Here is a 22,636-nt window from a genome sequence, read left to right as displayed (position 1 = left end):
CATGCCAAACTTCGAAAGCAAAATTTGTGAACCAGATCAATTAATCCTAAGGGCGCAACAGTTAGCCCATCCGGTTGTGTTGACAAATGGTGTTTTTGATTTATTACATCGGGGGCACGTTACCTATTTGGCTCAGGCTAAGGCATTAGGCGCATCCTTGATTGTGGCGGTCAATACTGATGCTTCTGTCAAGCGCTTGGGGAAAGGCGAAGAGCGTCCGATTAATACTTGTGCCGACCGCATGGCGGTACTAGCGGCGTTAGCATCAGTGGATTTGGTCGTTTCTTTTTCGGAGGATACGGCACTTGAAACGGTGAATCTGGCGCGACCCGATATTTATGTGAAGGGCGGTGATTACGATATGCACAAGATCCCCGAAGGTCAAGCGGTGCTTGCTTACGGTGGTACAGTTCATGCGATTAACTTTGAACATGATCGTTCCACTACTAAAACTTTACAGAAACTGCGCCAATCCGAGGTGTCTGACTAGCTCTCAAAGATGCTGTGGAAAACTGGCAAAACCTAAGCGAATTCAATCTTTTTTCAGTTAAACACTGTTTGAACCGATTTCAGGCAATGTTGATTACATCACTCCACTCCTCAATTCCACCTCACGAATGGATTGAGCATGGCGTACAGATGGATCAAGTAAAGGCAATTCGTGTTGTACGTCGACTCTCGCACACGTTGTCGTGGCTAGTATGCTCGGAAATGACTTTCCGTAGTTTTTCAAGTTTGATGGGTTTTATAAACGCACCAATGATGGTGTCATTTATTTTTTACCATAAGCTTCAATTAATTGATGGATCGTATCGAGTGGCACGATTTTATCGACCGCGCCGAGTTTGACCGCTTCTTTTGGCATGCCATAGACTACACAGGATTTTTCATCTTGAGCGATCGTTTCTGCACCGGCATCATGCATGTCCTTCATGCCTAATGCGCCATCGTCACCCATACCTGTCATGATGATGCCAAGTGCATTCCGGCCTGCACATTTTGCAACTGAACGAAACAGAACATCAACCGAAGGGCGATGGCGATTCACTGGTGGGGCATCGATAATTTCCACATGATACTGAGCACCACTGCGCTTGACTTGCATGTGTCGACCACCCGGTGCTACTAACGCGCGGCCTGGAATAAGCCGGTCGCCATTCTTTGCTTCCAGCACTTCCATTTCACAGATTTTATTTAGGCGATCGGCAAATGCTTCGGTAAATTTTTCTGGCATATGTTGGACGATAACGATGCCTGGAGCAGTTCGTGAAAGTTTTTTTAGCACCACTTCAAGTGCTTGCGTGCCACCCGTTGAAGTGCCGATGGCGACTAGTTTGTCTGTGGTCACCGCCATTGCACTGGTTAAGCTCGCGTTCAGAGCAGGCATGACTTCATCAATTTTTATTTTGTTAGGTGGTGTTGCTGCCGCATTTATCGCACTGAGATTACGGAAAGGCCTCAGGTTGGCACCAGCCGCAGCCTTGACAGCTTGAACGATATCGCCAGCGTCAATTTCAAGAAAATTTTTCAGCCCCGCTTTGGGTTTCGTAACGATAGCGACCGCTCCGGCTGCTAAAGCTTGCATTGATGTTGCGGCACCTTTCTCGGTGAGGGTTGAGCAAATAATGACAGGGGTGGGCCGAATCGACATGATCTGTCTGAGAAAAGTAATACCATCCATGCGCGGCATTTCTACGTCAAGCACAATGACGTCTGGCCAGTTTGAATTCATCTTGTCCATTGCAAAGATGGGATCGGGCGCAGACGCGATGACTTCAATGCCGCTATCTTTTGTTAGCAGAGCGGTTAAGACTTGTCGTACCACAGCAGAGTCGTCTACTAACATGACTTTGATTTTTGATTTCATTATTCTTTCATTTTATCTACATGTTTAACCCACACATCTCCGGACCATAGGTCAAACATAATATTTCGATGTCCAACGCCACCCAAGTGCTCGGACTTAATTTTAAAACCGTACTCTTCAAGTAGTTGCCGACCTATTTTTACATTCTGTTCGGATACCGAAAATACGCGTTGGTCTTGACCTGGGAATTGATTGCCTCCGCCAAAAATTTTTACCTCGTAATCATGAACCGAAGTGCGAGAATTTTTGATCTCCTGCAGAAACAGGCGCATCACGTCTTCGGCATATTTTCCATCAACTCCGACGCTATGTGGTGTGCGTTTATTCTTTGGTAGCATATAGTGACACATACCACCAATTCGTTTGATCGGATGCCACATAGTAATCGAGACGCAGGATCCTAAAAGAGTACGGATGCGTGTTTCATGATCGCCGAAGTAAAACTCTCCCGGTTGTAAAAAAATATCAATATAGAAGCTAGGTTCATTCATACAGTTTCGTTAGATGTCAGCGATATGCACAGGGAAGTTGTCCCTAAGCGGTCTTCTGATAGATTGAAGGGGCGACTAATTTCAGAGGCGAATCTAAGCCATTGAGTGATTCTGAATGACTAACGATGAAATAACCTCCCGGACGTAATCTTTCACTGATCTTTTCCACCAGACGTTTTTTGGTGTCGCGATCAAAATAGATCATGACATTGCGTAGAAAAATAATTTCAAACATTCCGAGGTCGGGTAATGGTTCAATCAAATTGGCGATACTAAAGTGGACGCGTTGTCGAATTGCCGATTCGAGCAAAAAAAAATCTTCGAATTCCTCACGCCCTTTCAAGCAGTATTTCTTTAGCAGTTGGCGTGGGATTTTGTCTGCGGCGAGCATAGGATAAAGGCCACGCCGCGCCTTCTCGACCATGCGTGTCGAAATATCTGTGCCTATGACTTCCCAGTCGTTACTATGGAAGGACTCTGCCAGCGTTATTGCAATAGTGTAGGCTTCTTCCCCGCTGGAGCTCGCAGCACTCCAGATACGGATTTGACGTTGTCGTTGATACTGCGGAAAAGCGATATTTTTTAGAAAATCGAAATGCTTGGGTTCGCGAAAAAAATAGGTTTCGTTCGTCGTTAGTAAATCAATGGCGACCGTCGTTTCATCCTCGAACCCTGGTCGACCCAGTAAGGCAAAATATTCACTATATGTCGTCAAATTGCGTTTACGCAGGCGCTTATCCAAACGTCCCATCACCAACGCCTGTTTTCCCTCGTTTAAAGCAATCCCAGTTCGTTCATATAAAAAGCGAGAAATCCATTCAAACTCGTTTTTTTTAATCGCGACCTGGGTGGTAAATTTACTGGATTTAGTGTTCATGCTCCGACTCAGTGGAGTTCGTCAGCGCAGGTGTAATCGATTGTCCGAGTGCGAGCATTTCATCCACAGAAAGTACCCGGTCTAAGTTCAGCACAATAATGAATCGACCATCTTTTTTCGCCATCCCACTGATAAAGTCCGGTCGGATTTTGGCACCGAAAGAGGGTGGTGGTTCAATATCCGCGCTGGCAATTTCAATCACCTCATTGACGGCGTCAACGACGATACCAATACTCTGTGCATCTGCTTGATCACTTTGTTCCATTTCAATAATCACGATGCTGGTGCGACGAGAAATACTGGTGGTGCCACGATTAAATCGTGCGGTTAAATCGACTACAGGTACGACACGACCACGCAGATTAATGACCCCTCGGATAAAGTTCGGCATCATCGGTACTTCCGTTAAATCTCCATACTGAATAATTTCTTTAATATTTAATATGCCGAGTGCAAAGACTTCTCCTCCAAGTACAAAGGTGAGGAACTGCGCTGATTCGGATGATGGCTTGTCTTTACTGCTAGTCAGAGCGCCGTTGTTCGCTGTGCTGATTGCATTCATACCGCTCTCCTAAAACCTTTCAAATTTTGCTTCGTCGACACTACTGCTGCCAAAATTTGGTTTGGCTCGTTTGGGGGTGCCGCGAACAACACTGCGTTCATTAGTTTGTGTTGAACTAGAAGACTTTGTACTTTGTCCGAGGTGAAAGAAACTGACCAATTCAATTAATTGCTCAGCTTGACTTGTCATCTCTTCAGCGGTTGCTGCCAGCTCTTCACTTGACGATGCATTTTGTTGCGTGATTTGATTCATTTGATTCATCGCGGTATTGATTTGTCCAACACCAGCGGATTGTTCTTGTGATGCTGCGGCAATTTCTTGCACCAGGTCAGAGGTGCGGCCAATGCCGGGAACAATTTCATCTATCAGATCACCCGCACGTTCAGCCGTCTTAACGCTACCGCTGGCCAGATCACCAATCTCTTTAGCCGCAACTTGGCTACGCTCAGCCAATTTACGAACTTCCGCTGCCACGACGGCAAATCCTTTGCCATGCTCGCCAGCGCGCGCTGCTTCAATCGCAGCATTGAGCGCGAGCATATTGGTTTGATAAGCGATGTCATCAATGATGCCGATTTTCGATGCGATCTCTTTCATCGCAGACACCGTTTGTTTGACTGCACCACCACCCTCAATGGCTTCTTTGGATGCCTTACCTGCAATGCCATCAGTGACTTTGGCATTTTCTGCGTTTTGATTAATTCCCGCAGCCATTTGTTCGATGCTGGCGCTAGTTTCCTCTACGCTGGCCGCTTGCTCACTAGCCGCTTGTGATAGTGCTTGTGAAGTGGCACTGACCTGTTCTGACGCATTCGATAATGCATCTGTCGCGTTGCGCACTTCGCCTACGATGGTCGCCAGTTTTTCGCAAGCAGTATTTGCATCTTCTTTGACTTGGTTAAACATTCCCGGCGCGTCGCGTGTAATCCGTTGTCCTAGATCGCCGGTTGCTAAGCCGCCGAATATGCGTGCAATGTCCTCGATCGTTTGTGTTAATTTTTCACTAGCTGAGTTGGCATTCTTTTTAACGTCGTCAAACATTCCAGTGTATTCACGTTCTATGCGTTGTGACAGATCACCTTCGGCAAATGACTCCAGTACCCGACTGACATCATTGAAGATAATCGAGGTAGTTTCCATCAAAGAGTTGACGCCAGAACAAAGCGCAAGAATCGGCCCTGTTTTACCATCTAGTGGAATACGTTGACTGAGGTCGCCATCTTTTGCTGCCGAAGTAACTTTTTGCGCCTGCTCGACGGCTTCTTTGAGCATATTTGCGGCATTTATTTGCGCAGTGACATCGGTGGCAATTTTCACGATTTTGAAGATCCGTCCCATCTCATCTTTGACGGGAGCATAAACCGCTTGTATCCAGATTTCTTTACGTGATTTGGTAATCCGTTTAAATACGTTACTTTGTGCTTTGCCAGCATTGAGATCCGCCCAAAATTGGGCGTACTCGGGCAAATTGGATTGCGATGGATCGACGAAGGTACGATGGTGCTTTCCCTTTATTTCATCGAGGTGATATTCGACCAATGCCAGGAAATTTTTGTTTGCTTGTAGAACGTTGCCACCGAGGTCAAACTCGATATAGCCATAAGATTCATCAATTGCATCTAATACGCCCTTGGCATTTTGACGTTCGAGTTCCTGTACCGTGATGTCATAGCGCACGCCTAAGTATTTTGTCGGCTTTCCGTTTTCACCTAAGAATGGTGCGATGACTGCATCGACGTAGTAAGGCGTGCCGTCTTTCGCACGATTTTTGATCACCCCGCGAAATGTACCGCCGCGTCCTATGGTCGACCAAACCTGCTTAAACGTCTCTTTGGACATATCAGGATGACGGGTAGTGTTGTGTGGTCTGCCTATCAGTTCATCGCGGCTATATTTTGATACTTCGGTGAATTTATCATTGACCGTGACGATATCACCTTTCAGATCTGCAAATGAGACGATGCTAGTGAGATCCATGATGTCAGACCGGACTTTTAATTCTTGTGATAATTCAGCGATCTGTTTTCGTAGTGCTGCCAGCTCAGTGGCCTGCGCCTCAAGTTGCGCACCACTGACCAGTTTTGAAATCCAAGATGTATTGACTTGACTCATTTCATATCCCCTAAAATAGTGTGAGCGCTTCTAATGAAAGTAACGAAATTCGGTTATTCATATTGATTTTGTCTCTATCGATTGCAGCTTGAAAAATCAATATTGCTAGTGATAAATCAAATCAAATTAATTTAAATCCATTCATGCATGGAAATCGCATCGCATCAATTGATTTTGATTGCATGATTTTTTTACCTACTGGAATTCTGCGGCACTGCAAGTAGTCGTTTCTGCTCCATTCTTGAATAGTGTTGCGTCATACTCGTCACACTTAAAATTAAGGCGACTTCGCCACTGCCTAAAATGGTGGAACCACCGATACCTTGCAGATGGCCGAATAACTTCCCTAGAGGCTTAATGACGGTTTGAAATTCGCCCATCAGTCGATCAACTACTAAGCCAGTTTTATTCGTGCCATTGCTGATAACCACGACATTTTGACGGCGTGGTTCCTCGCCCTCAATTTCAAACATTTTTCGTAGACGAATAAACGGTAACACTTCACCGCGCAGGTCCATAAAATCACGATCCGCGCACTCTTTAGGTAGTTCGACACACTCCACTACTTGGTCAAGTGGGATGACAAAGGAAGATTTACCTACACCCACTAAGAAACCATCAATAATTGCTAAAGTAAGCGGCATGCGGATGCGCATGGTTGCACCTACACCGATTTCACTATCGATGTCGATACTGCCTCGTAGCGACGTGACATTGCGTTTGACAACATCCATGCCAACACCACGACCTGAAAGATTTGAGATCTGATCTGCGGTTGAAAAACCAGGTTCGAAAATTAAGGCATAAATTTCTTTATCGCTTAATGCTGTTCCTTCTGAAACCAAGCCTTTTTCAATGGCTTTCGCCAAAATTTTGTCGCGATTTAACCCTCCGCCATCATCGCTGACTTCAATCACAATACTGCCAGATTCGTGATAAGCATTGAGCCGTAAAGTTCCCTGGGCTGGTTTGCCGCGCGCGATTCTGATCGAGGCACTTTCAATGCCGTGATCCATAGAGTTACGAACAAGATGCATCAATGGATCGCCAATTTTATCGACGACAGATTTGTCAACCTCGGTCTCCCCACCCGAAATCTCAAGCAGAATATCTTTACCAAGTTCGATGCTGACATCGCGAACCACGCGCTGGAAGCGACTAAATGTCGTACCGATGGGAACCATTCTTAATTGCAATGCGCTATCGCGAACTTCTTCTACCAATCGCATGACTTCACTGGTTGATTCGAGTAGTGCGACATCATTTGATTTTGTTGCCCGTAAATTAGCGCCGGCTCCTGCGATGACTAACTCACCAACCAGATCAATCAATCTATCGAGTCTTTCGGCATCAACACGAATGTTTTGTTTTTCTCTTGCTTTGTTATCTTTAACTTGCTGTTGTTTGTGAAGTGCGGCATTTAAGATGGGTTCTTGCAGCATCTCTTGCTTGACCAGAATTTCTCCGATCGGCGACTCATTGGTTTCTCCGCGCGTGATGCCTTGACGCTGCTTTTGTAAATTCAAACACTCTTCCAACTCATGCTTCGTTAGCACGCCACTTTTAATTAAAATTTCTCCGAGTAATTCATCGTCATTTGGTAAGTTGTTGATAATGTCGATGTACTCATCAATTTTGCTACGCGGCGGTACGATACGAATAACACTATCTTCGCGCACAAATTCAAAAACGTTTTCAATGGCTTCTTTGCTCGCACTACTTTTGAGGACGACTTCAAATCCAAGGTAACAACTTTCTGCATCCATCTGATCCAACTGGGGAATGTTGTCGGTAATGGTTATAAGATTAATGACATCGCCCAAAGTGCTCAGGTAGCGAATAAATGACAATGGATCCATGCCGTTACGCAGACAATCAGATCCGAAGCGAAGCGATAAATACCAGTTTCCCGAGTCGACTAAACCGCCGCCAGAGGATTGCGCATGTTGTTCGTGTTGTTGAGCAATGTCTGAGCGTTGATCTGACGAGCTAGCATGAGCGAATTTGCTCAGCTGTTCATGTAAGGCAGTACTCGCAGAAAGTTGTTCAGCGGTTCCTTCAATATGGCCAGAAGCGACACCGTCAATGAGGTTGCTAATGTGATCGCGGCAGGGCAGCAGAACCGCAATTAAGTCTGAGGAAACCGCAATTTCTTCATTGCGTAACATGTCCAGTATGCTCTCCACCAGGTGGGTGAAATGAACAATATGGTCTAAACCAAACAAGCCCGCAGAACCTTTGATGGTATGGGCTGCACGAAAGATTGCACCGATTGCGTCATGCGGATTATCGTCATGTTCCAGACCTAATAAACCGTCTTCCATGTCTTGTAGTAATTCGCGGCTTTCGACTACAAAGGTATCTAGCGCAGCCCTCATTTCATCTTCAAAACTCATACGAAATCTCCCGCGATTTACTCAAGTCAAAATAACTTGGTCACCAAACGTTGCTGTCATATTGCACATTTCTAAGACTTCTAATACTGCTTTGCTATGCATGGTGTAACGCAGTTTTTTATTGCGTCGGAGTGCTTCCTGTTTCATCAAAATGAGTACTTGTAAGCCCGCGCTATCCATTTCAGCGACCTGTGATAGATTCACTTCCAAATCATCACCGGTCTCTAAAAATTCTTGTAAATGCTGTTTTTCGGATGCCGCCGTGTAGATTGTCAGTTCACCTGTAATAGATTGTGAATGCACGATATACCTCTACGGTAAGATGAGTTTGGAAACTGCGGCCAACATTTGTGCTGGCTGAAATGGTTTGACCACCCACGCCTTGGCACCAGCTGCTTGTCCTTGCAGTTTTTTGCCTTCTTGTGATTCAGTCGTCAACATGATGATCGGGGTAAATTTGTACATAGGAAGTTTTTTGACTTCTTGTACAAAGGTGATGCCGTCCATTACAGGCATATTGACGTCAGAAATAATTAAATGGACTTTTTGCCCATTCAATTTGCCTAGCGCATCCTGGCCATCGACTCCTTCGATCACGATGTAGCCCGCACCACGAAGTGCTAAGCCGACGACTTGCCTGACGGACGCTGAATCATCAACCACCATTACTGTTTTTGACATGTTTAACCTCGGCTATTGAGTGTTTTTGGAACTGGTACTGACGTATTTAAAAGAATGTGATTTCGGAATTATTACCATCGGCTGCATTGGCTGCCGGATTTGCATTGGTTCGCGTCTGATCATGGTTGAAATGTTGATCATCCATGGTGTAATACTTTTCTAAATCGTTTAACCATTCGGCAGTTGTTGGGATGCCGCGGTTCTCATTAATGATTACCAATAGCTTGTTGATATCCCGATCCAATACATTGAGCATTTGACTGACACGATCTTGGTATTGCAATGTGATCAGTAAGCTTTCCACGTCATTGCGTATCACTTCACCTTGGCTGCGCATTATTTCTGCCGCATTTCCGAGGTCTTGCACATGACCCAGTACGGTTTTGACTACATTTCCTGAGCGCAGCAAAATGTCTCGATCGTGGTCGTTGGCTTTTTTTGCGGCTTTGAGAGTTTCTTTCACCACGCTGGTAATGTCGTTGACGCGTGTGGTAATTGTTTGTCCTGTTTCGGATGACATAAGTGACAAGCGGCGTACTTCACCTGCAACCACCGCGAAACCTCGACCATGCACACCAGCGCGGGCGGCTTCGATGGATGCATTGATGGCGAGTAAATTGGTCTGTGCTGCAATCGTCGCCACGCTGTGCGCCATGTCTTTTAAGTCAGCTGTGGAAGTCGCCAAGCCACTGATGGCCTCTAGTAAATCATTTTTGTTGTCAATCATCGCTTCTAGATGCTCGATTACAGGTTGTAATTCATCGCGGCATAGATTGAGTAAATGCATGGTGGCTGTGTGATTGGCCGATTCACTTTCAGCGTTTTGTGCTGCGAATCCAGCCGCGTCAAATTGGCTGATTATCGAGCTGAAGCTGTCGATTAATTGGGCGACTGCAGTTTCAGTTTTGTTTTTGACTGAGATCACATGGTTTTGCCAGACCGGTAAAACACCCTGAAAAAAATCTGTTTCATTCGCACTTGGGGTATACCTAGTCACCACAATTTCTCTGGCTTGCACCACTTCAGTTTGTGCTTGTGGCGGCGGTGTATTAGGCTCCTGACGGGATATTTTTTTCCAAGCGTAAGCGCTGAGACTAACACCGACAAACGAAATTAATTCTAGAGGCCCAGGTTTTGAAAAAATGGGTAGTAGGGCGAACATGACTAATGCTAATGGCATTAGCAATTCGAGATCAAGCTTGCCAATTACCAGTATCGGTTTACATGAAGTTCTGGCTGAACGCATTTTTCTATTCTTCCTGATTGATGCTGAAAATAAATGTAAACATCTTAACCATAGAATACGTATTCATGTTGCTTTGTAGATAGAGCTTAGCACGCTTCTAAATCGACTTGCTGCATAAATCAACAGACATGTTGTAGTTTAGGAATATATTGAAGGAAATCTGAACTCTTGTGTCTGGCGATGTTGAAGGATCTCAAAAAGTCGCGATTTTTAGTTGTGATAGCGATGTTTTTTGACATATGTCGTTGTTTATTCGCTTTGAAATAAGTTGAAACCTTGGTTGCAATATCTGAACAAGGTGCACGTGGAATCAAGGATGGGGCTTGCTTTTCGATGTCGAAAGAACAAAGAGAGAGAAATAGATGTGCAAGCAAGCGCCGGTGAGGCTACTGATGGTGAAACCGGTGTCGCGAAGTGTGAAAAGCAGCGGCCGGATATCGTGTTATTGCACGCCGTGATGATGACATTAAATGGACTTGACGCTTTTGCGAAAATCAAGTCATCTGTCCATCATCAATGTTGTCGAAGGCTTCCAGTGCGGAGGAAGATGGTATCGTTGAGCAGGCATCAAGTCTTGGTGCGAGCGGCTACATTTAAAAGCCATTTAATACCGCAAGCGTGATGGAAACACTACATGATGCACGCGAATATTTGATTGTGTGTAATGCCGCTTCAGCTAAACGTCAGGATTAATTTAGACGTCAAAATAGAGATGGTGATGGTTGATGAGTTTGCATCATTTTCATTTTGTCGCAGCACCTCCGTGGTCTTAGAGACGAATCGTCATTTCTGCTATCAGAGACCACCTAAAAAATCATTTTGGCGCCATGCCTCATATACAACAATTGCCACGGTATTGGAAAGATTTAAACTACGATTGTCTGGACGCATTGGCAGCCTGATACGCTGACTAAGGGGAAAAGATGCACGCAAGTCAGGTGCTAAACCACGAGTTTCGGATCCAAAGACGAAGTAATCACCTGCTTGAAATGCCAGCTTGGCGAATGTTGTCGATCCATGTGTTGTCATGGCGAAAAGACGGTCAGCGGCGGGCTGTTCTGTCGCAAGAAAAGCTTCCCAGTTTTTATGAACTTTCATTTGCGCGTATTCGTGGTAATCCAGTCCTGCCCGCTTAAGTTTGCTATCTTCTAAAGGGAAACCCAATGGCTCAATCAGGTGGAGTTGCACACCGGCATTGGCACAGAGACGAATAATATTTCCAGTATTTGGTGGGATTTCTGGCTCGACTAAAACAACATTAAACAAGGTGATTCCTTCACTAAATTTAGTATGCGCATGATAGCGCAAACTTGGTCTGTGAAGCGAATTGTCAGGTTCGGTTTAGTGCCAAGTCGTTCTGGCAAAGACAAAATTGGTAACGCGCACTGCACCAGCTTGTTTCAATAATTTTGCAATTGCATTGAGGGTCGTTCCTGTGGTGATGACATCATCGATCACAGCGAGATGTTGACCTTGAATCTGGTGGGCAAGTGCAGGATTGGTGAAGAACGCGCCCCGTACATTGCGTTGCCTATCATCGGGATGTAAGCTGCTTTGCTGCAAAGTGTTTTTTAAACGCCAAATTAAATCTGGGATTAAAATGCCGCCATCTGGCAAGTTGATTGGTCTGGCGATTTCTAAGGATTGATTGAAGCCGCGAGTGATCAGGCGTTGCCGGCTAAGTGGTACTGGGCAAAAAATGGCAGGGTTTGTCGGCATGTGTTTTAAGTTATTCTGGATCGTTTCTTCCAAGAACCCGGCGATCAGGGTTGCCATGTGCAGCTGGTGGCCAAATTTGAGACCTAAAACGAGGCTGTCGATAGGGGCGCTATAATTGCAACTGACGAAAGTCGCATCAAAAAAAGGTGGCGTTTTTATACAATTGCCACATGCTGAGTCAATCTTGGAATAGAGCGGAATGCCGCATTGATCACAACGTCGAATACTCCTAGAAAAATAGTCCACCTCGCACTCCTTGCAAATTCCTCGCTCAGAAGTTTGTTGGCAAAGCGCACAGTGGTTTGGAAGGAGAAGCTGAGGCAGACTTTGCATGACTTGTTAACTAAGGTTGATCATAAATTGTTGGAAGTTATCATTTAGCCTATCTTAATTCAAATTTTTACACCGCATTATTTTTAATTACTAAGCCGACACCTATGCAAAGCGCACCTATCAGCTTGAATCAAGTCCGCCGTTTGTTTGCATCGCCAACCCGTGTTGAGGGTGGGCAGTTTCTGTTGAGAGAGATTGCCAATAGAATGGCTGAGAAACTCGACTTAATTAAAATTGATGCCAACCATGTGCTCGATATTGGCTGTGGTGTTGGTGTGGATTTGCTAAGGCTGTCCGAACGGTTTCCCGACGCAAGCTCCATAGTCGGCCTTGATGGGTCTTATGCCGCTTTGTTGCAGGCACCTCGCAGTGAAGTCGTTGCTAATGGGGTGAGTGATTCATTTTTCAATCGGATACTGTCGATTGGGAATAAAAAAAAGCGTCAAATTGATTTGGTTTGTGCGGATTTCGCCAACTTACCGATACGTTCCAATCGGTTCGATGTCTTATGGTCAAACCTAGCTTTGCATTGGCATCCTACGCCTGATTTGGTGTTGCGAGAGTGGTTTCGGGTCATGGAGAAAAATGGCATTGTGATGTTTTCTAGTTTTGGTCCAGATACTTTTATTGAGCTAAAGCAGGCGTTTTCTGAGATTGATGATTTCCCACACGTGCTACCTTTCGTAGACATGCACGACTTTGGTGATATGCTGGTGGCGGCTGGATTCGCCACACCAGTCATGGATGTCGAGCGGATTACTTTGCGCTACGCCAAGCTTGAGCAATTGTTCGCCGACCTCAAAGCACTCGGCGGTAACCCAATGACTTCGCGTCGCCCAGGATTACTGGGACGTCATGCGATGGCGAAATTGTCTGCACAATTGGAAAAAAATCGTGCCGACGATGGAAGAATTCCACTGACAATTGAAGTTGTTTTTGGACACGCATTCAAGCCTGTTCCGACAAAACTTGCTAGTGGGGAATCAATTATCCGGGTCGATTTCCCTAAAAAATAGTTGCACTTATTAATAATTTTTAATATTAGTAAGTTCGTTTCGGTGGTTGTTTTTCCTAGCAAAGATCTTGCTTGTCAATATGATTTTGCACAGATGTACCATGATTTCTTCTTGATATAGCTCAGCTTTACGCTTTATACTCTCGCAGTTGTGGAAGTTGTCTGCATAATCTTATGACAACTTCTGTTGAAAATTCTAATAGGTTTTTGGGGAAATCATGAAACATGCTATGCGATTAAAGTCGAGAACGCTTGGTGCCTCTTTGGTGCTAGGTGCTTCGCTTTTGGCTGCTGGGATGCCAGCTTGGGCCGTTAAAGATAGCCCAGGTGGTCCTGCCGTCAAGCAGTTAAACCTGCAAACACCCGTGACACAAATCGCGGAGCAGATCTATTCCATCCATAACCTCATGCTGTATATCTGCTTGGCAATTTTTGTAGCAGTATTCGGCGTGATGTTTTATTCCATTCTCAAGCATCGTAAATCCTTGGGTCATAAGCCAGCTACTTTCCATGAAAGTACGACCGTTGAGATTTTGTGGACGATCGTGCCTTTCTTCATCGTGATCGGTATGGCATTGCCTGCAACCAAGACTGTGGTGGCAATGAAAGATACGTCCAATGCCGATATCACGATCAAGGCAACTGGTATGCAATGGAAATGGGGATACGATTACCTCAAAGGCGAAGGCGAAGGTATCTCCTTCTTGTCTACCTTGGCAACGCCACGCACGCAAGTTGGTGCGCCGGGCTTAGCGCCAACTGAGGCACGCGGCGTCAATTATTTGTTAGAAGTTGATAACGAAGTGGTCGTTCCAGTTAATAAGAAAATTCGTATTATCACAACTGCAAATGACGTGATTCACGGTTGGACTATTCCAGCGTTTGGCGTGAAACAAGATGCGATCCCAGGTTTCGTTCGTGATACTTGGTTTAAAGCAGAAAAAATCGGTACTTATCGCGGTCAATGCGTTGAATTGTGCGGTAAAGAGCACGCCTTTATGCCTATCGTTGTTCGCGTGGTATCTGATGCCGATTACACAGTTTGGGTAGACGGTAAGAAAAAAGAGATGGCCGCAAAAGCCGATGATCCAAGCAAGGTATGGACAGTGGACGAATTGAAGCAACGTGGCGAAAGTGTCTATGCTGCCAACTGTGTCGCTTGCCATCAAGCAAATGGTAAAGGTGTCCCAGGCGCATTTGCAGCCTTAGATGGTTCTCCAGTTGTGAACGGTCCAAAAGCAGCCCAAGTTGAGATTCTGTTGAATGGTATTCGCGGTATGCCAGCATGGAAAGCGACTTTGTCAGATACAGAAATTGCAGCGGTAATTACTTATACCCGTAATAGCTGGTCGAATAAAGCAGCAGAAAATATCGTCCAGCCAGCCGAAGTTTTGGCTGCGCGTAAGTAATTGAACAGGAGATAGAGATGAGTAATACAGCAGTTGATCACGCACACGATCACTCTCATGGTCATGATGACCACGCCCACGATCATCCACACGGCTGGCGTCGTTATTTGTTCGCGACGAACCACAAAGATATCGGTAATTTATATCTATGGTTCGCGTTCTCAATGTTGATGCTTGGTGGCGTCATGGCCTTGGGCATTCGAAGTGAATTGTTTCAACCAGGTTTGCAATTGATGCAACCAGAGTTTTTTAACCAGTTGACGACCATGCATGGTTTGATCATGGTGTTTGGTGCGATTATGCCGGCCTTCGTTGGTTTCGCTAACTGGATGATTCCTTTGCAAATCGGCGCATCAGATATGGCTTTTGCCCGGATGAATAACTTCTCCTTCTGGTTGATGCCGCCTGCGGCACTTCTGTTGGCTGGTTCTTTCTTCGTACCAGGAGGCGCTACTGCAGCTGGTTGGACTTTGTATGCACCTTTGTCAACGCAAATGGGACCTGGCATGGATATGGCGATTTTCGCTGTGCATATCATGGGTGCTTCATCCATCATGGGTTCCATCAACATCATTACAACGATTTTGAACATGCGCGCTCCTGGCATGACTTTGATGAAGATGCCAATGTTCTGCTGGACTTGGCTGATTACCGCTTACTTGTTGATCGCTGTTATGCCAGTGTTGGCAGGCGCGATTACTATGACTTTGACTGATCGTCATTTCGGTACATCATTCTTTAATGCTGCTGGTGGTGGTGACCCAGTCATGTATCAACACATTTTCTGGTTCTTCGGACACCCAGAGGTGTACATCATGATTTTGCCAGCCTTCGGTATTGTTTCTCAGATCATTCCAGCATTTGCACGTAAGCCTTTGTTTGGTTATGCATCCATGGTGTACGCAACGGCTTCCATCGCGATTTTGTCTTTCATCGTTTGGGCGCATCACATGTTTACAACAGGTATGCCAGTGACGGCACAGTTGTTCTTCATGTACGCAACAATGCTGATTTCGATTCCAACTGGCGTAAAAGTGTTTAACTGGATCGCGACAATGTGGAAAGGTTCGATGACTTTCGAAACGCCAATGTTGTTTGCGGTTGGTTTCATCTTCGTATTTACGATGGGTGGTTTCACTGGTCTGATTTTGGCGGTAACACCAATTGATATCCAATTGCAAGATACTTACTATGTTGTTGCTCACTTCCACTATGTGTTGGTGGCAGGTTCCTTGTTTGCCTTGTTCGCCGGTTTCTACTATTGGGGACCAAAGTGGACAGGCTTTATGTACAACGAAGCTCGCGGTAAGTTCCACTTCTGGGCATCATTGGTAACGTTCAATATTACTTTCTTCCCTATGCATTTCTTGGGTCTTGCCGGTATGCCACGTCGTTATGCTGATTATCCAGCGCAGTTTGCTGATTTCAATATGATTGCTTCGTTCGGCGCTTTTGGCTTCGGTTTGATGCAGGTGTACTTCATTTTATTCGTCGTGATTCCGTCGATTAAAGGTGGTAAGCCGGCAGATGCAAAACCATGGGAAGGTGCTGAAGGATTGGAATGGACAGTACCAAGTCCGGCACCATTCCATACATTTGAAGAACCTCCTGTCGTTAAATAAAGAATGGAATGCAACCCCTACTTCGGTAAGGGTTGCTTGAAAAGATGAAAAACCAAAATAAAAGTAATCTCAAAACCGCGTTGGTTTTATTGTCTGTCGTTTTGATATTTTTTATTGGTGTGATCGCAAAGCAAACACTCTTGCGTTGAGAATGAATCGGGATTTGCATGTCTGAGGAATTGAAGCAAAAAGTAGTTGAGGAAGCGGCTGAAGAGCAAGTGATTACAAAGAGACTCAATTTCTTAATGTTGAAGAAGTTGGTGGTCATTGCGATCGTGATGTTTGGATTTGGCTACGCTTTAATTCCAATTTATAAGCAAATTTGTGAAATTACTGGGATCAATATTTTGACGCCCAAGGATATTTCCGCAGATGCTGTCGTGAATTCGCAAGTGGATAAGAGTCGTTTAATTACGATTGAGTTTGATGCAAACACGCAAGGTCCTTGGCGTTTTCGTCCTACGGTTTCTAGTTTGCAAGTTCATCCAGGCGAAATGGCGCAGGTTGTTTATGAGGTTGTGAATAAACAGTCTTATAAGATGGATGCCCAAGCGATTCCGAGTTATGCACCGCAACAAGCCGCCGCTTTTTTCAAGAAGATGGAATGCTTTTGTTTTCAGCAACAGACGTTAGAAGCAAACGAAGCGCGTCAAATGCCTGTATCGTTTTTTATTGATCCTGCATTACCGAAAGACGTAAAGACGATTACTTTGTCTTATACATTTTTTGAGGTTGGACTCAAGCCAACGGCGGGTAAAACCGGATCATGATCAGATGTGAAATCGATCGGATGCAGATAGAAAGCGGGCAGGCATGGATGACTTAAAACAGGCAACGAAACGTAAAGCATCGTTTTTAGCAACAATGAAAGCGGTGTTGTGGTCGTTCTTGGGAATACGTAAGAAAAGTGCATATGAGCAGGATGCGGCACAATTAAATCCGGTTCATGTCATTATTGCAGGATTGATAGGCGCGGCGATCTTCATTAGTATTTTAGTTTTGATTGTGAAGCAAGTCGTAGCAAAATAAAGAAATTAGTTATCAACTGAGTTTAAAAAAATTGTATCGGGAGATGGAAATGAGTTCTCACAACGCTAGCGCACCTTATTACTTCGTGCCAGGTCCTTCACAGTGGCCTGTATTAGGTGGCACGACCCTATTGTTGACTATGCTTGGTGCTTCAGCTTGGGTAAATGGGGCCACTTGGGGTGCCTATTTGAATTTTGCAGGGATCATACTGACCTTATTGGTTCTGTATAAATGGTTTGGCGATGCGATCGCTGAATCTGAAGGCGGTAAATATAGTGCTCGAATTGACACTTCTTTCCGCTGGAGTATGAGCTGGTTTATTTTTTCTGAAGTGATGTTCTTCGGAGCCTTCTTCGGCGCGTTGTTCTATGCTCGCAGCATTAGCATGCCGTGGTTGGCGGATTTGGATCATAAAGTTTTATGGCCAGATTTTTCCGCAGTTTGGGGTGGCGTTGGTCCAGCAGGTACGGTCGAGAAGTTCACAACCATGACACCATTTTGGATTCCAACGATTAATACGGCTTTGTTATTGACCTCTGGTGTTACCTTGACCTTATCGCATCACGCGATTCGTGAAGGTAAGCGTCCACAGACCTCATTTTGGTTGTTTGCGACAATTGTTCTAGGCGCGATTTTCATGGGTTTCCAAGTCTATGAATACATGCATGCTTATAGTGATTTGAACTTGAAGTTAACTTCTGGTATCTACGGCGCAACCTTTTACATGTTGACTGGTTTCCATGGTTTTCACGTGACCATGGGGGCGATTATGTTGTCAGTCGTTTTGTACCGCCATATGAAAGGGCACTTCACAGCAGAGAACCATTTTGCATTTGAAGGCGCTGCTTGGTACTGGCATTTTGTTGACGTTGTCTGGTTGGGTCTGTACGTTGTTGTGTACTGGTTATAAGCGTCATAGTTGAATTTATGCACTCGAAGAAAAAGCCGCACTTAGTGCGGCTTTTTCTTCATCGGGCTGATTGTAAGCAGCGTTTAATGGATTCCGGTGGGTTGGATTAATCCAAAGTGGTTTGCAACTAAAATTAGAATAAATAGGCTAATCGAGAAACCCACACGAAAAGCGAGTGCCTTGACGGTACGATTACTTTTACCCTTGTCTTTCATCAGATAAACTAAAGCTGAGCCTAAGCTGAAAAGAATTAGTAAGAAGGCGATGGCAACCAGAATTTTCATGTTAATCACTTTTTCCGCAAAAGGGCTATTGTAATGCTTAAGCCTAGTTTGATTCGTATATTGCCATTGCTAGCGACTGCAATATTATGTGCTGTCGGTATTTCCTTGGGAAATTGGCAGACCCGACGTGCCGAGGAGAAAGAAACAATTGCTGCGTTGATGCAAGAAAAATCGCGGCAAGCCCCTGTGGTTCTTAGTAGTGCGCAAAAATTTAGCCAACTCCAATCATTTCAAAAGGTAAAGTTAGTTGGGACTTTTGAGCAAAACTGGCCTTTGTATTTGGATAATCGTCCATTGAAGGGCGTGGCAGGTTTTTATGTGTTGATGCCTTTCAAACTTCAAGACAGTGAGAAGTATGTGCTCGTGGCGCGGGGGTGGCTTCAGCGTAATCCAGCGGAACGGACTAAAATACCGTCTTTACTAACCGCTCAGGGCGTAGTCGAAGTTGAAGGTGTTGTGCGTGAACAATTGGATCGCACTATGCAACTGGGGAAGTCCGAGAGTTTAAAACCCGGAAGTATCGTTCAGAGTGTCTCCTTTGATGAGTTACGTCAGCATACTGGGTTGGCGATAATGGATAAGGTTTTAGAGCAGACATCTAGTGCAGGCGATGGTTTGATACGTGATTGGCCAAAACCTTCGGATGGATCAGATAAACATCGTGCTTATGCATTTCAATGGTATGGCTTAGCTTTGATGGCTGCCATCTTTTTTGTTGTTACAGGAATTCGTCGTGGAAAAATTAGAAAATAGAAGAGCAGCTGGTCGTTGGAAATTACTCGCGGTTTTAGCGGTGTGTGCATCGCCCATGATTGCTTCTTATTTCACCTACTATGTGATTAAGCCAGGCGCGAAGAATAATTACGGCGCATTAATTGATCCGCGTCAGTATCCTATGCCCACTTTGCAATTGCAAGATCAAGACGGCAAAGTTGTGGAACTCAGTAGCCTCAAGGGTAAGTGGCTGATGCTACAAATTGATGATGCGAGTTGTGCCGACAATTGTCAGCGTAAATTGTTAGAGATGCGTCAATTGCGCCTGGCGCAAGGTAAGGGCATGGATCGAATTGAACGAGTTTGGTTGATTACCGATGCTTTACCGATCGCAGAACAACTAAAGCCCGGTATTGCTGGTACGCATTTACTTCGCAGCGATAAAAGCAAGTTGGAAAAATGGTTACCAACCGAGAATGGCACAACACTTCAAGACCATATCTATGTAGTCGATCCTTTAGGTAATTTGATGATGCGCTATCCAAAAGATGCCGATCCCAACAAGATTAAAAAGGATTTGATTAAGTTGCTTAAGGCTTCGGCGATAGGCTGATACAAACATGCTGATCCAACTCGCTATCATCGGGATTTTGTTTGCGGTAATTCCGCTAACTGTCGTTCTCTTATCAAAAGAGCAGAACAAGTACAAGAAGCTGATCGCCGTTACACTATTCTTAACTTTCGATCTCATTATTTTTGGCGCATTTACGCGCCTTACCGATTCCGGTTTGGGTTGTCCCGACTGGCCGGGGTGCTACGGTGAAGCTAATCCATTTCAAGCCCACAGTGAAATCAAAGCCGCCGAGAGCCTTTTGCCGACTGGTCCTGTGACAGTTGCTAAAGCATGGATCGAAATGATTCACCGCTATCTCGCGATGAGCGTGGGTTTTTTGATCACGCTACAAATGGGTATTGCTTGGTGGAAGCGGAAGACACGGCCGTTTTCTCCATGGTTAGCGACCAGTTTGTTTGTGTTAGTCGGCATACAGGGGGCATTTGGCAAGTGGACAGTAACGATGAAGTTGCAGCCCATTATTGTGACCATTCATTTGATTTTGGCATTATTGATTTTGTCGCTATTGGTGTGGGCGTGGCAGCGAGAATCAACGCGCTCAGGCAATCAATATTCATCGAAATTGTTTAAGTTATTACCATTTGCCTTTGCGATCTTATTGATGCAAGTTGCACTTGGTGGTTGGGTCAGCACTAATTACGCTGCTCTCGCCTGTCACGACTATCCGCTGTGTAATGGTGAGATTGTTCCGCAGCTCGATTTCGAACATGCTTATGTATTGTGGCGGGAATTAGGCCGTACTGGTAGCGGAGATTTTTTACCATTTTCGGCATTGATGACCATTCATTGGGTGCATCGTACTTTCGCTTGGGTCGTGTTCGCTTTGTTAGGCTATGTAGCTTATTTAGGTAGAAAACATGCTGATACCAAAACATTATCGAACGGAGTGTTGGCGGTTTTGCTGATGCAATTGATAACGGGTGTTGCGACGATTTTTTTCTCTTGGCCTTTAGCTATTGCTGTTTTGCATAATGCTGGAGCCGCAGTGCTTGTGCTATTGCTGAGCATGTTAAACTATCGGGTTCGCTCCAGTGTTGCTAATGAATCTTAATCGCCCCCAATGACAACTCAAAGTACTTTGTTCAATCGCTTTTCTCAATATGTGGCGCTGACCAAGCCGCGTGTAACGCAGCTAGCGGTTTTCTGTGCCGTTATCGGCATGTTTTTGGCAACGCCCAGCTTGCCAGACTGGCGCATCGTTTTAGCAGCAACGATTGGGATTTGGTTGCTGGCAGGTGCTGCCTTTGCAGTTAACTGCTTGGTGGAGCGCGAAATTGATGCGCGTATGGCGCGCACTGCCCGCCGCCCTAGTGCACAAGGCGAAATGAGTACCAAGCAGATTTTGGTATTTTCATTTTTGATTGGCGGCGCGGGCATGTGGATTTTATATGCCTTGGTCAATCCGCTCACGATGTGGCTGACCTTTGTTACCTTTGTTGGTTATGCAGTGATTTATACGATCATTTTGAAGCCTGCTACGCCGCAAAATATTGTGATTGGTGGATTATCTGGCGCGATGCCACCGGCTTTGGGCTGGGCGGCTATCGCTAATGAAGTGCCAATGCAAGCTTGGTTGTTAGTGTTGATCATTTTCGTTTGGACGCCACCGCATTTTTGGGCGCTGGCAATGTATCGTCGCGATGATTATGCGAAATCTGGATTGCCGATGTTACCGATTACGCATGGTCTTGAATTCACGCGTTTCCATATTTGGTTATACACCATCGCCTTGTTCGCGACGACTCTGTTACCGTATGCGGTCAAGATGAGTGGTTTGATTTATCTTGTTAGTGCCGTGATTCTGGGCTTGGGATTTTTGTGGTACGCCTGGCGTATTTATCGACACTATGATGATGTGCTGGCGCGTAAGACTTTCACATTCTCGATTGTCTATCTCTCCTTATTGTTCGCTGCATTGTTGGTCGATCACTACCTTAAATTCTGATATGAAAACACTATCCACAAGTTCAGCTTGGACGCGAATTGTTTCTTGTTGTTTGGCTCTAGCAACTGGTTTGATATTGAGCGCATGCAATAAGCCAGAAGAGAAATTTCTGAATACGGATCTGACAGGTCTTTCTTATGCTAAGGATTTCGCCTTGATCGATCAAAATGGTCAGCCACGCACCTTGGCTGATTTTAAAGGTAAGGCAGTCGTTGTGTTTTTCGGTTATACCCAATGTCCTGACGTATGCCCAACCACCATGTTTGAAATGTCAAAAGTCATGACGCAACTTGGTCCTTTAGCAGAGCGTGTGCAAGTGTTGTTTGTGACAGTAGATCCAGAGCGCGATACGCAAGATTTGCTAGCTGCCTATGTGCCGAATTTTGATAAGCGCTTTTTAGGGCTCTATGGTAATGCGGAGGCAACGGCGAAAGTCGCAAAAGAGTTTAAAGTGTTCTATCAAAAAAGTCCGGGAAAAACACCAGACAGCTATACGATGGATCATACTGCCGCGAGCTATGTGTTTGATCCGCAAGGTCGAATCCGTTTGTATGTTCAATATGGACAAAAGCCTGAAACCATCGTGCATGATTTGAAGATATTGCTGAAGTAATCTTGCGTTTGGCATCGGTGAAAAGACAAAAGGCACTCGATTGAGTGCCTTTCAGATCGCTGACAAACCCCGTCTTTTATTAAAAGCGGGGTTTTTTATTGGGTAATGATTGCGTCTCTAGTAGGCACTTTAAAAATAAAAGAACTTCGCCACGTATTTTTCAAACGAAGACTCAAT

The 22,636-nt window shown here is 45.1% G+C and carries 25 protein-coding genes and 1 pseudogene; 13 read left to right on the top strand and 13 right to left on the bottom strand.

Annotated elements, in window-relative coordinates; genetic code table 11:
* The first annotated feature begins 1 nt into the window (after position 1).
* Positions 2-490, top strand: a complete 489-nt coding sequence (gene rfaE2 / locus H8K52_RS07275; protein ID WP_186922236.1) for a D-glycero-beta-D-manno-heptose 1-phosphate adenylyltransferase — start codon at positions 2-4, stop codon at positions 488-490.
* A 282-nt stretch (positions 491-772) separates the two neighbouring features.
* On the opposite strand, the gene H8K52_RS07270 is transcribed toward rfaE2, so the two are convergent.
* The 12 genes and pseudogenes from H8K52_RS07270 to H8K52_RS21960 all read right to left on the bottom strand — a co-directional run.
* Positions 773-1,867, bottom strand: a complete 1,095-nt coding sequence (locus H8K52_RS07270; RefSeq protein ID WP_186922235.1) for a protein-glutamate methylesterase/protein-glutamine glutaminase — start codon at positions 1,865-1,867, stop codon at positions 773-775.
* Entirely contained in the window at positions 1,867-2,358 is a 492-nt protein-coding gene (locus H8K52_RS07265; RefSeq protein ID WP_186922234.1) for a chemotaxis protein CheD, read from the bottom strand. Before H8K52_RS07265 ends, H8K52_RS07270 begins: the two co-directional genes overlap by 1 nt.
* 43 nt (positions 2,359-2,401) lie before the next feature.
* Complete coding sequence (locus tag H8K52_RS07260; RefSeq protein ID WP_186922233.1) at positions 2,402-3,235, bottom strand: CheR family methyltransferase; 834 nt, start codon at positions 3,233-3,235, stop codon at positions 2,402-2,404.
* Positions 3,225-3,797: a chemotaxis protein CheW gene (locus tag H8K52_RS07255; RefSeq protein ID WP_186922232.1), complete on the bottom strand. Its 573-nt coding sequence runs from the start codon at positions 3,795-3,797 to the stop codon at positions 3,225-3,227. The genes H8K52_RS07260 and H8K52_RS07255 overlap by 11 nt, the downstream gene beginning before the upstream one ends.
* Positions 3,798-3,806: 9 nt before the next feature.
* Positions 3,807-5,909, bottom strand: a complete 2,103-nt coding sequence (locus H8K52_RS07250) for a methyl-accepting chemotaxis protein (RefSeq protein ID WP_186922231.1) — start codon at positions 5,907-5,909, stop codon at positions 3,807-3,809.
* A gap of 191 nt (positions 5,910-6,100) precedes the next feature.
* Positions 6,101-8,305 (bottom strand): chemotaxis protein CheA, encoded by a 2,205-nt coding sequence (locus H8K52_RS07245; protein WP_186922230.1) that lies wholly within the window; start codon positions 8,303-8,305, stop codon positions 6,101-6,103.
* A 21-nt stretch (positions 8,306-8,326) separates the two neighbouring features.
* Complete coding sequence (locus tag H8K52_RS07240; RefSeq protein ID WP_186922229.1) at positions 8,327-8,608, bottom strand: STAS domain-containing protein; 282 nt, start codon at positions 8,606-8,608, stop codon at positions 8,327-8,329.
* 9 nt (positions 8,609-8,617) lie between these two features.
* Positions 8,618-8,986 (bottom strand): response regulator, encoded by a 369-nt coding sequence (locus H8K52_RS07235; protein ID WP_186922228.1) that lies wholly within the window; start codon positions 8,984-8,986, stop codon positions 8,618-8,620.
* A gap of 46 nt (positions 8,987-9,032) precedes the next feature.
* A complete protein-coding gene (locus H8K52_RS21050) occupies positions 9,033-10,232 on the bottom strand; it encodes a methyl-accepting chemotaxis protein (protein WP_222613721.1) in 1,200 nt (399 codons plus the stop codon).
* A 795-nt stretch (positions 10,233-11,027) separates the two neighbouring features.
* Positions 11,028-11,498, bottom strand: coding sequence for a tRNA (uridine(34)/cytosine(34)/5-carboxymethylaminomethyluridine(34)-2'-O)-methyltransferase TrmL (gene trmL / locus H8K52_RS07225; RefSeq protein WP_186922227.1), 471 nt, complete (start codon positions 11,496-11,498; stop codon positions 11,028-11,030).
* A 75-nt stretch (positions 11,499-11,573) separates the two neighbouring features.
* On the bottom strand, positions 11,574-12,008 hold the full coding sequence (locus H8K52_RS21240) for a ComF family protein (RefSeq protein ID WP_186922226.1): 435 nt from the start codon (positions 12,006-12,008) through the stop codon (positions 11,574-11,576).
* A gap of 114 nt (positions 12,009-12,122) precedes the next feature.
* Positions 12,123-12,284 (bottom strand): annotated as a pseudogene (locus H8K52_RS21960) (double zinc ribbon domain-containing protein); the annotation flags it as partial.
* 104 nt (positions 12,285-12,388) lie between these two features.
* Here H8K52_RS21960 and H8K52_RS07215 point away from each other — a divergent pair.
* From H8K52_RS07215 to H8K52_RS07190, 7 genes are all read left to right on the top strand, one after another.
* Positions 12,389-13,300: a methyltransferase domain-containing protein gene (locus H8K52_RS07215; protein WP_186922225.1), complete on the top strand. Its 912-nt coding sequence runs from the start codon at positions 12,389-12,391 to the stop codon at positions 13,298-13,300.
* Positions 13,301-13,517: 217 nt separating this feature from the next.
* Positions 13,518-14,708 (top strand): cytochrome c oxidase subunit II, encoded by a 1,191-nt coding sequence (coxB, locus tag H8K52_RS07210; protein ID WP_186922224.1) that lies wholly within the window; start codon positions 13,518-13,520, stop codon positions 14,706-14,708.
* Between the two features lie 17 nt (positions 14,709-14,725).
* The gene (gene ctaD / locus H8K52_RS07205) at positions 14,726-16,330 is read left to right on the top strand and encodes a cytochrome c oxidase subunit I (RefSeq protein ID WP_186922223.1); all 1,605 of its coding nucleotides are present in this window, start codon (positions 14,726-14,728) and stop codon (positions 16,328-16,330) included.
* 44 nt (positions 16,331-16,374) lie between these two features.
* Entirely contained in the window at positions 16,375-16,479 is a 105-nt protein-coding gene (locus H8K52_RS21040) for a cytochrome oxidase small assembly protein (RefSeq protein WP_222613719.1), read from the top strand.
* A gap of 18 nt (positions 16,480-16,497) precedes the next feature.
* Complete coding sequence (locus H8K52_RS07200) at positions 16,498-17,100, top strand: cytochrome c oxidase assembly protein (protein WP_186922222.1); 603 nt, start codon at positions 16,498-16,500, stop codon at positions 17,098-17,100.
* 43 nt (positions 17,101-17,143) lie between these two features.
* Entirely contained in the window at positions 17,144-17,359 is a 216-nt protein-coding gene (locus tag H8K52_RS07195; protein ID WP_186922221.1) for a DUF2970 domain-containing protein, read from the top strand.
* A gap of 49 nt (positions 17,360-17,408) precedes the next feature.
* On the top strand, positions 17,409-18,269 hold the full coding sequence (locus H8K52_RS07190; RefSeq protein WP_186922220.1) for a cytochrome c oxidase subunit 3: 861 nt from the start codon (positions 17,409-17,411) through the stop codon (positions 18,267-18,269).
* Positions 18,270-18,352: 83 nt separating this feature from the next.
* Here the strand turns inward: H8K52_RS07190 and H8K52_RS07185 are convergent, their stop codons facing one another.
* Positions 18,353-18,553, bottom strand: coding sequence for a twin transmembrane helix small protein (locus tag H8K52_RS07185; protein ID WP_186922219.1), 201 nt, complete (start codon positions 18,551-18,553; stop codon positions 18,353-18,355).
* Positions 18,554-18,586: 33 nt separating this feature from the next.
* Here H8K52_RS07185 and H8K52_RS07180 point away from each other — a divergent pair, with 33 nt between their 5' ends.
* Genes H8K52_RS07180 through H8K52_RS07160 form a run of 5 tightly spaced genes read left to right on the top strand, consistent with a single transcriptional unit; the run spans position 18,587 to position 22,459 of the window.
* Positions 18,587-19,306 (top strand): SURF1 family protein, encoded by a 720-nt coding sequence (locus H8K52_RS07180; RefSeq protein ID WP_186922218.1) that lies wholly within the window; start codon positions 18,587-18,589, stop codon positions 19,304-19,306.
* The gene (locus H8K52_RS07175) at positions 19,287-19,880 is read left to right on the top strand and encodes an SCO family protein (protein ID WP_343044146.1); all 594 of its coding nucleotides are present in this window, start codon (positions 19,287-19,289) and stop codon (positions 19,878-19,880) included. The genes H8K52_RS07180 and H8K52_RS07175 overlap by 20 nt, the downstream gene beginning before the upstream one ends.
* Positions 19,881-19,887: 7 nt before the next feature.
* Positions 19,888-20,952 (top strand): COX15/CtaA family protein, encoded by a 1,065-nt coding sequence (locus tag H8K52_RS07170; protein WP_186922216.1) that lies wholly within the window; start codon positions 19,888-19,890, stop codon positions 20,950-20,952.
* A 9-nt stretch (positions 20,953-20,961) separates the two neighbouring features.
* Positions 20,962-21,846: a heme o synthase gene (gene cyoE, locus H8K52_RS07165; protein ID WP_186922215.1), complete on the top strand. Its 885-nt coding sequence runs from the start codon at positions 20,962-20,964 to the stop codon at positions 21,844-21,846.
* A gap of 1 nt (position 21,847) precedes the next feature.
* Entirely contained in the window at positions 21,848-22,459 is a 612-nt protein-coding gene (locus H8K52_RS07160; protein ID WP_186922214.1) for an SCO family protein, read from the top strand.
* Positions 22,460-22,636: the final 177 nt, after the last annotated feature.

Origin of the sequence: Affinundibacterium seohonense (assembly GCF_014284305.1) — a bacterium.
GTDB lineage: Bacteria > Pseudomonadota > Gammaproteobacteria > Burkholderiales > Burkholderiaceae_D > Undibacterium > Undibacterium seohonense.
The sequence above is the reverse complement of the archived record's forward strand: the minus strand, read 5'-3'. Positions and strand labels throughout refer to the sequence as shown.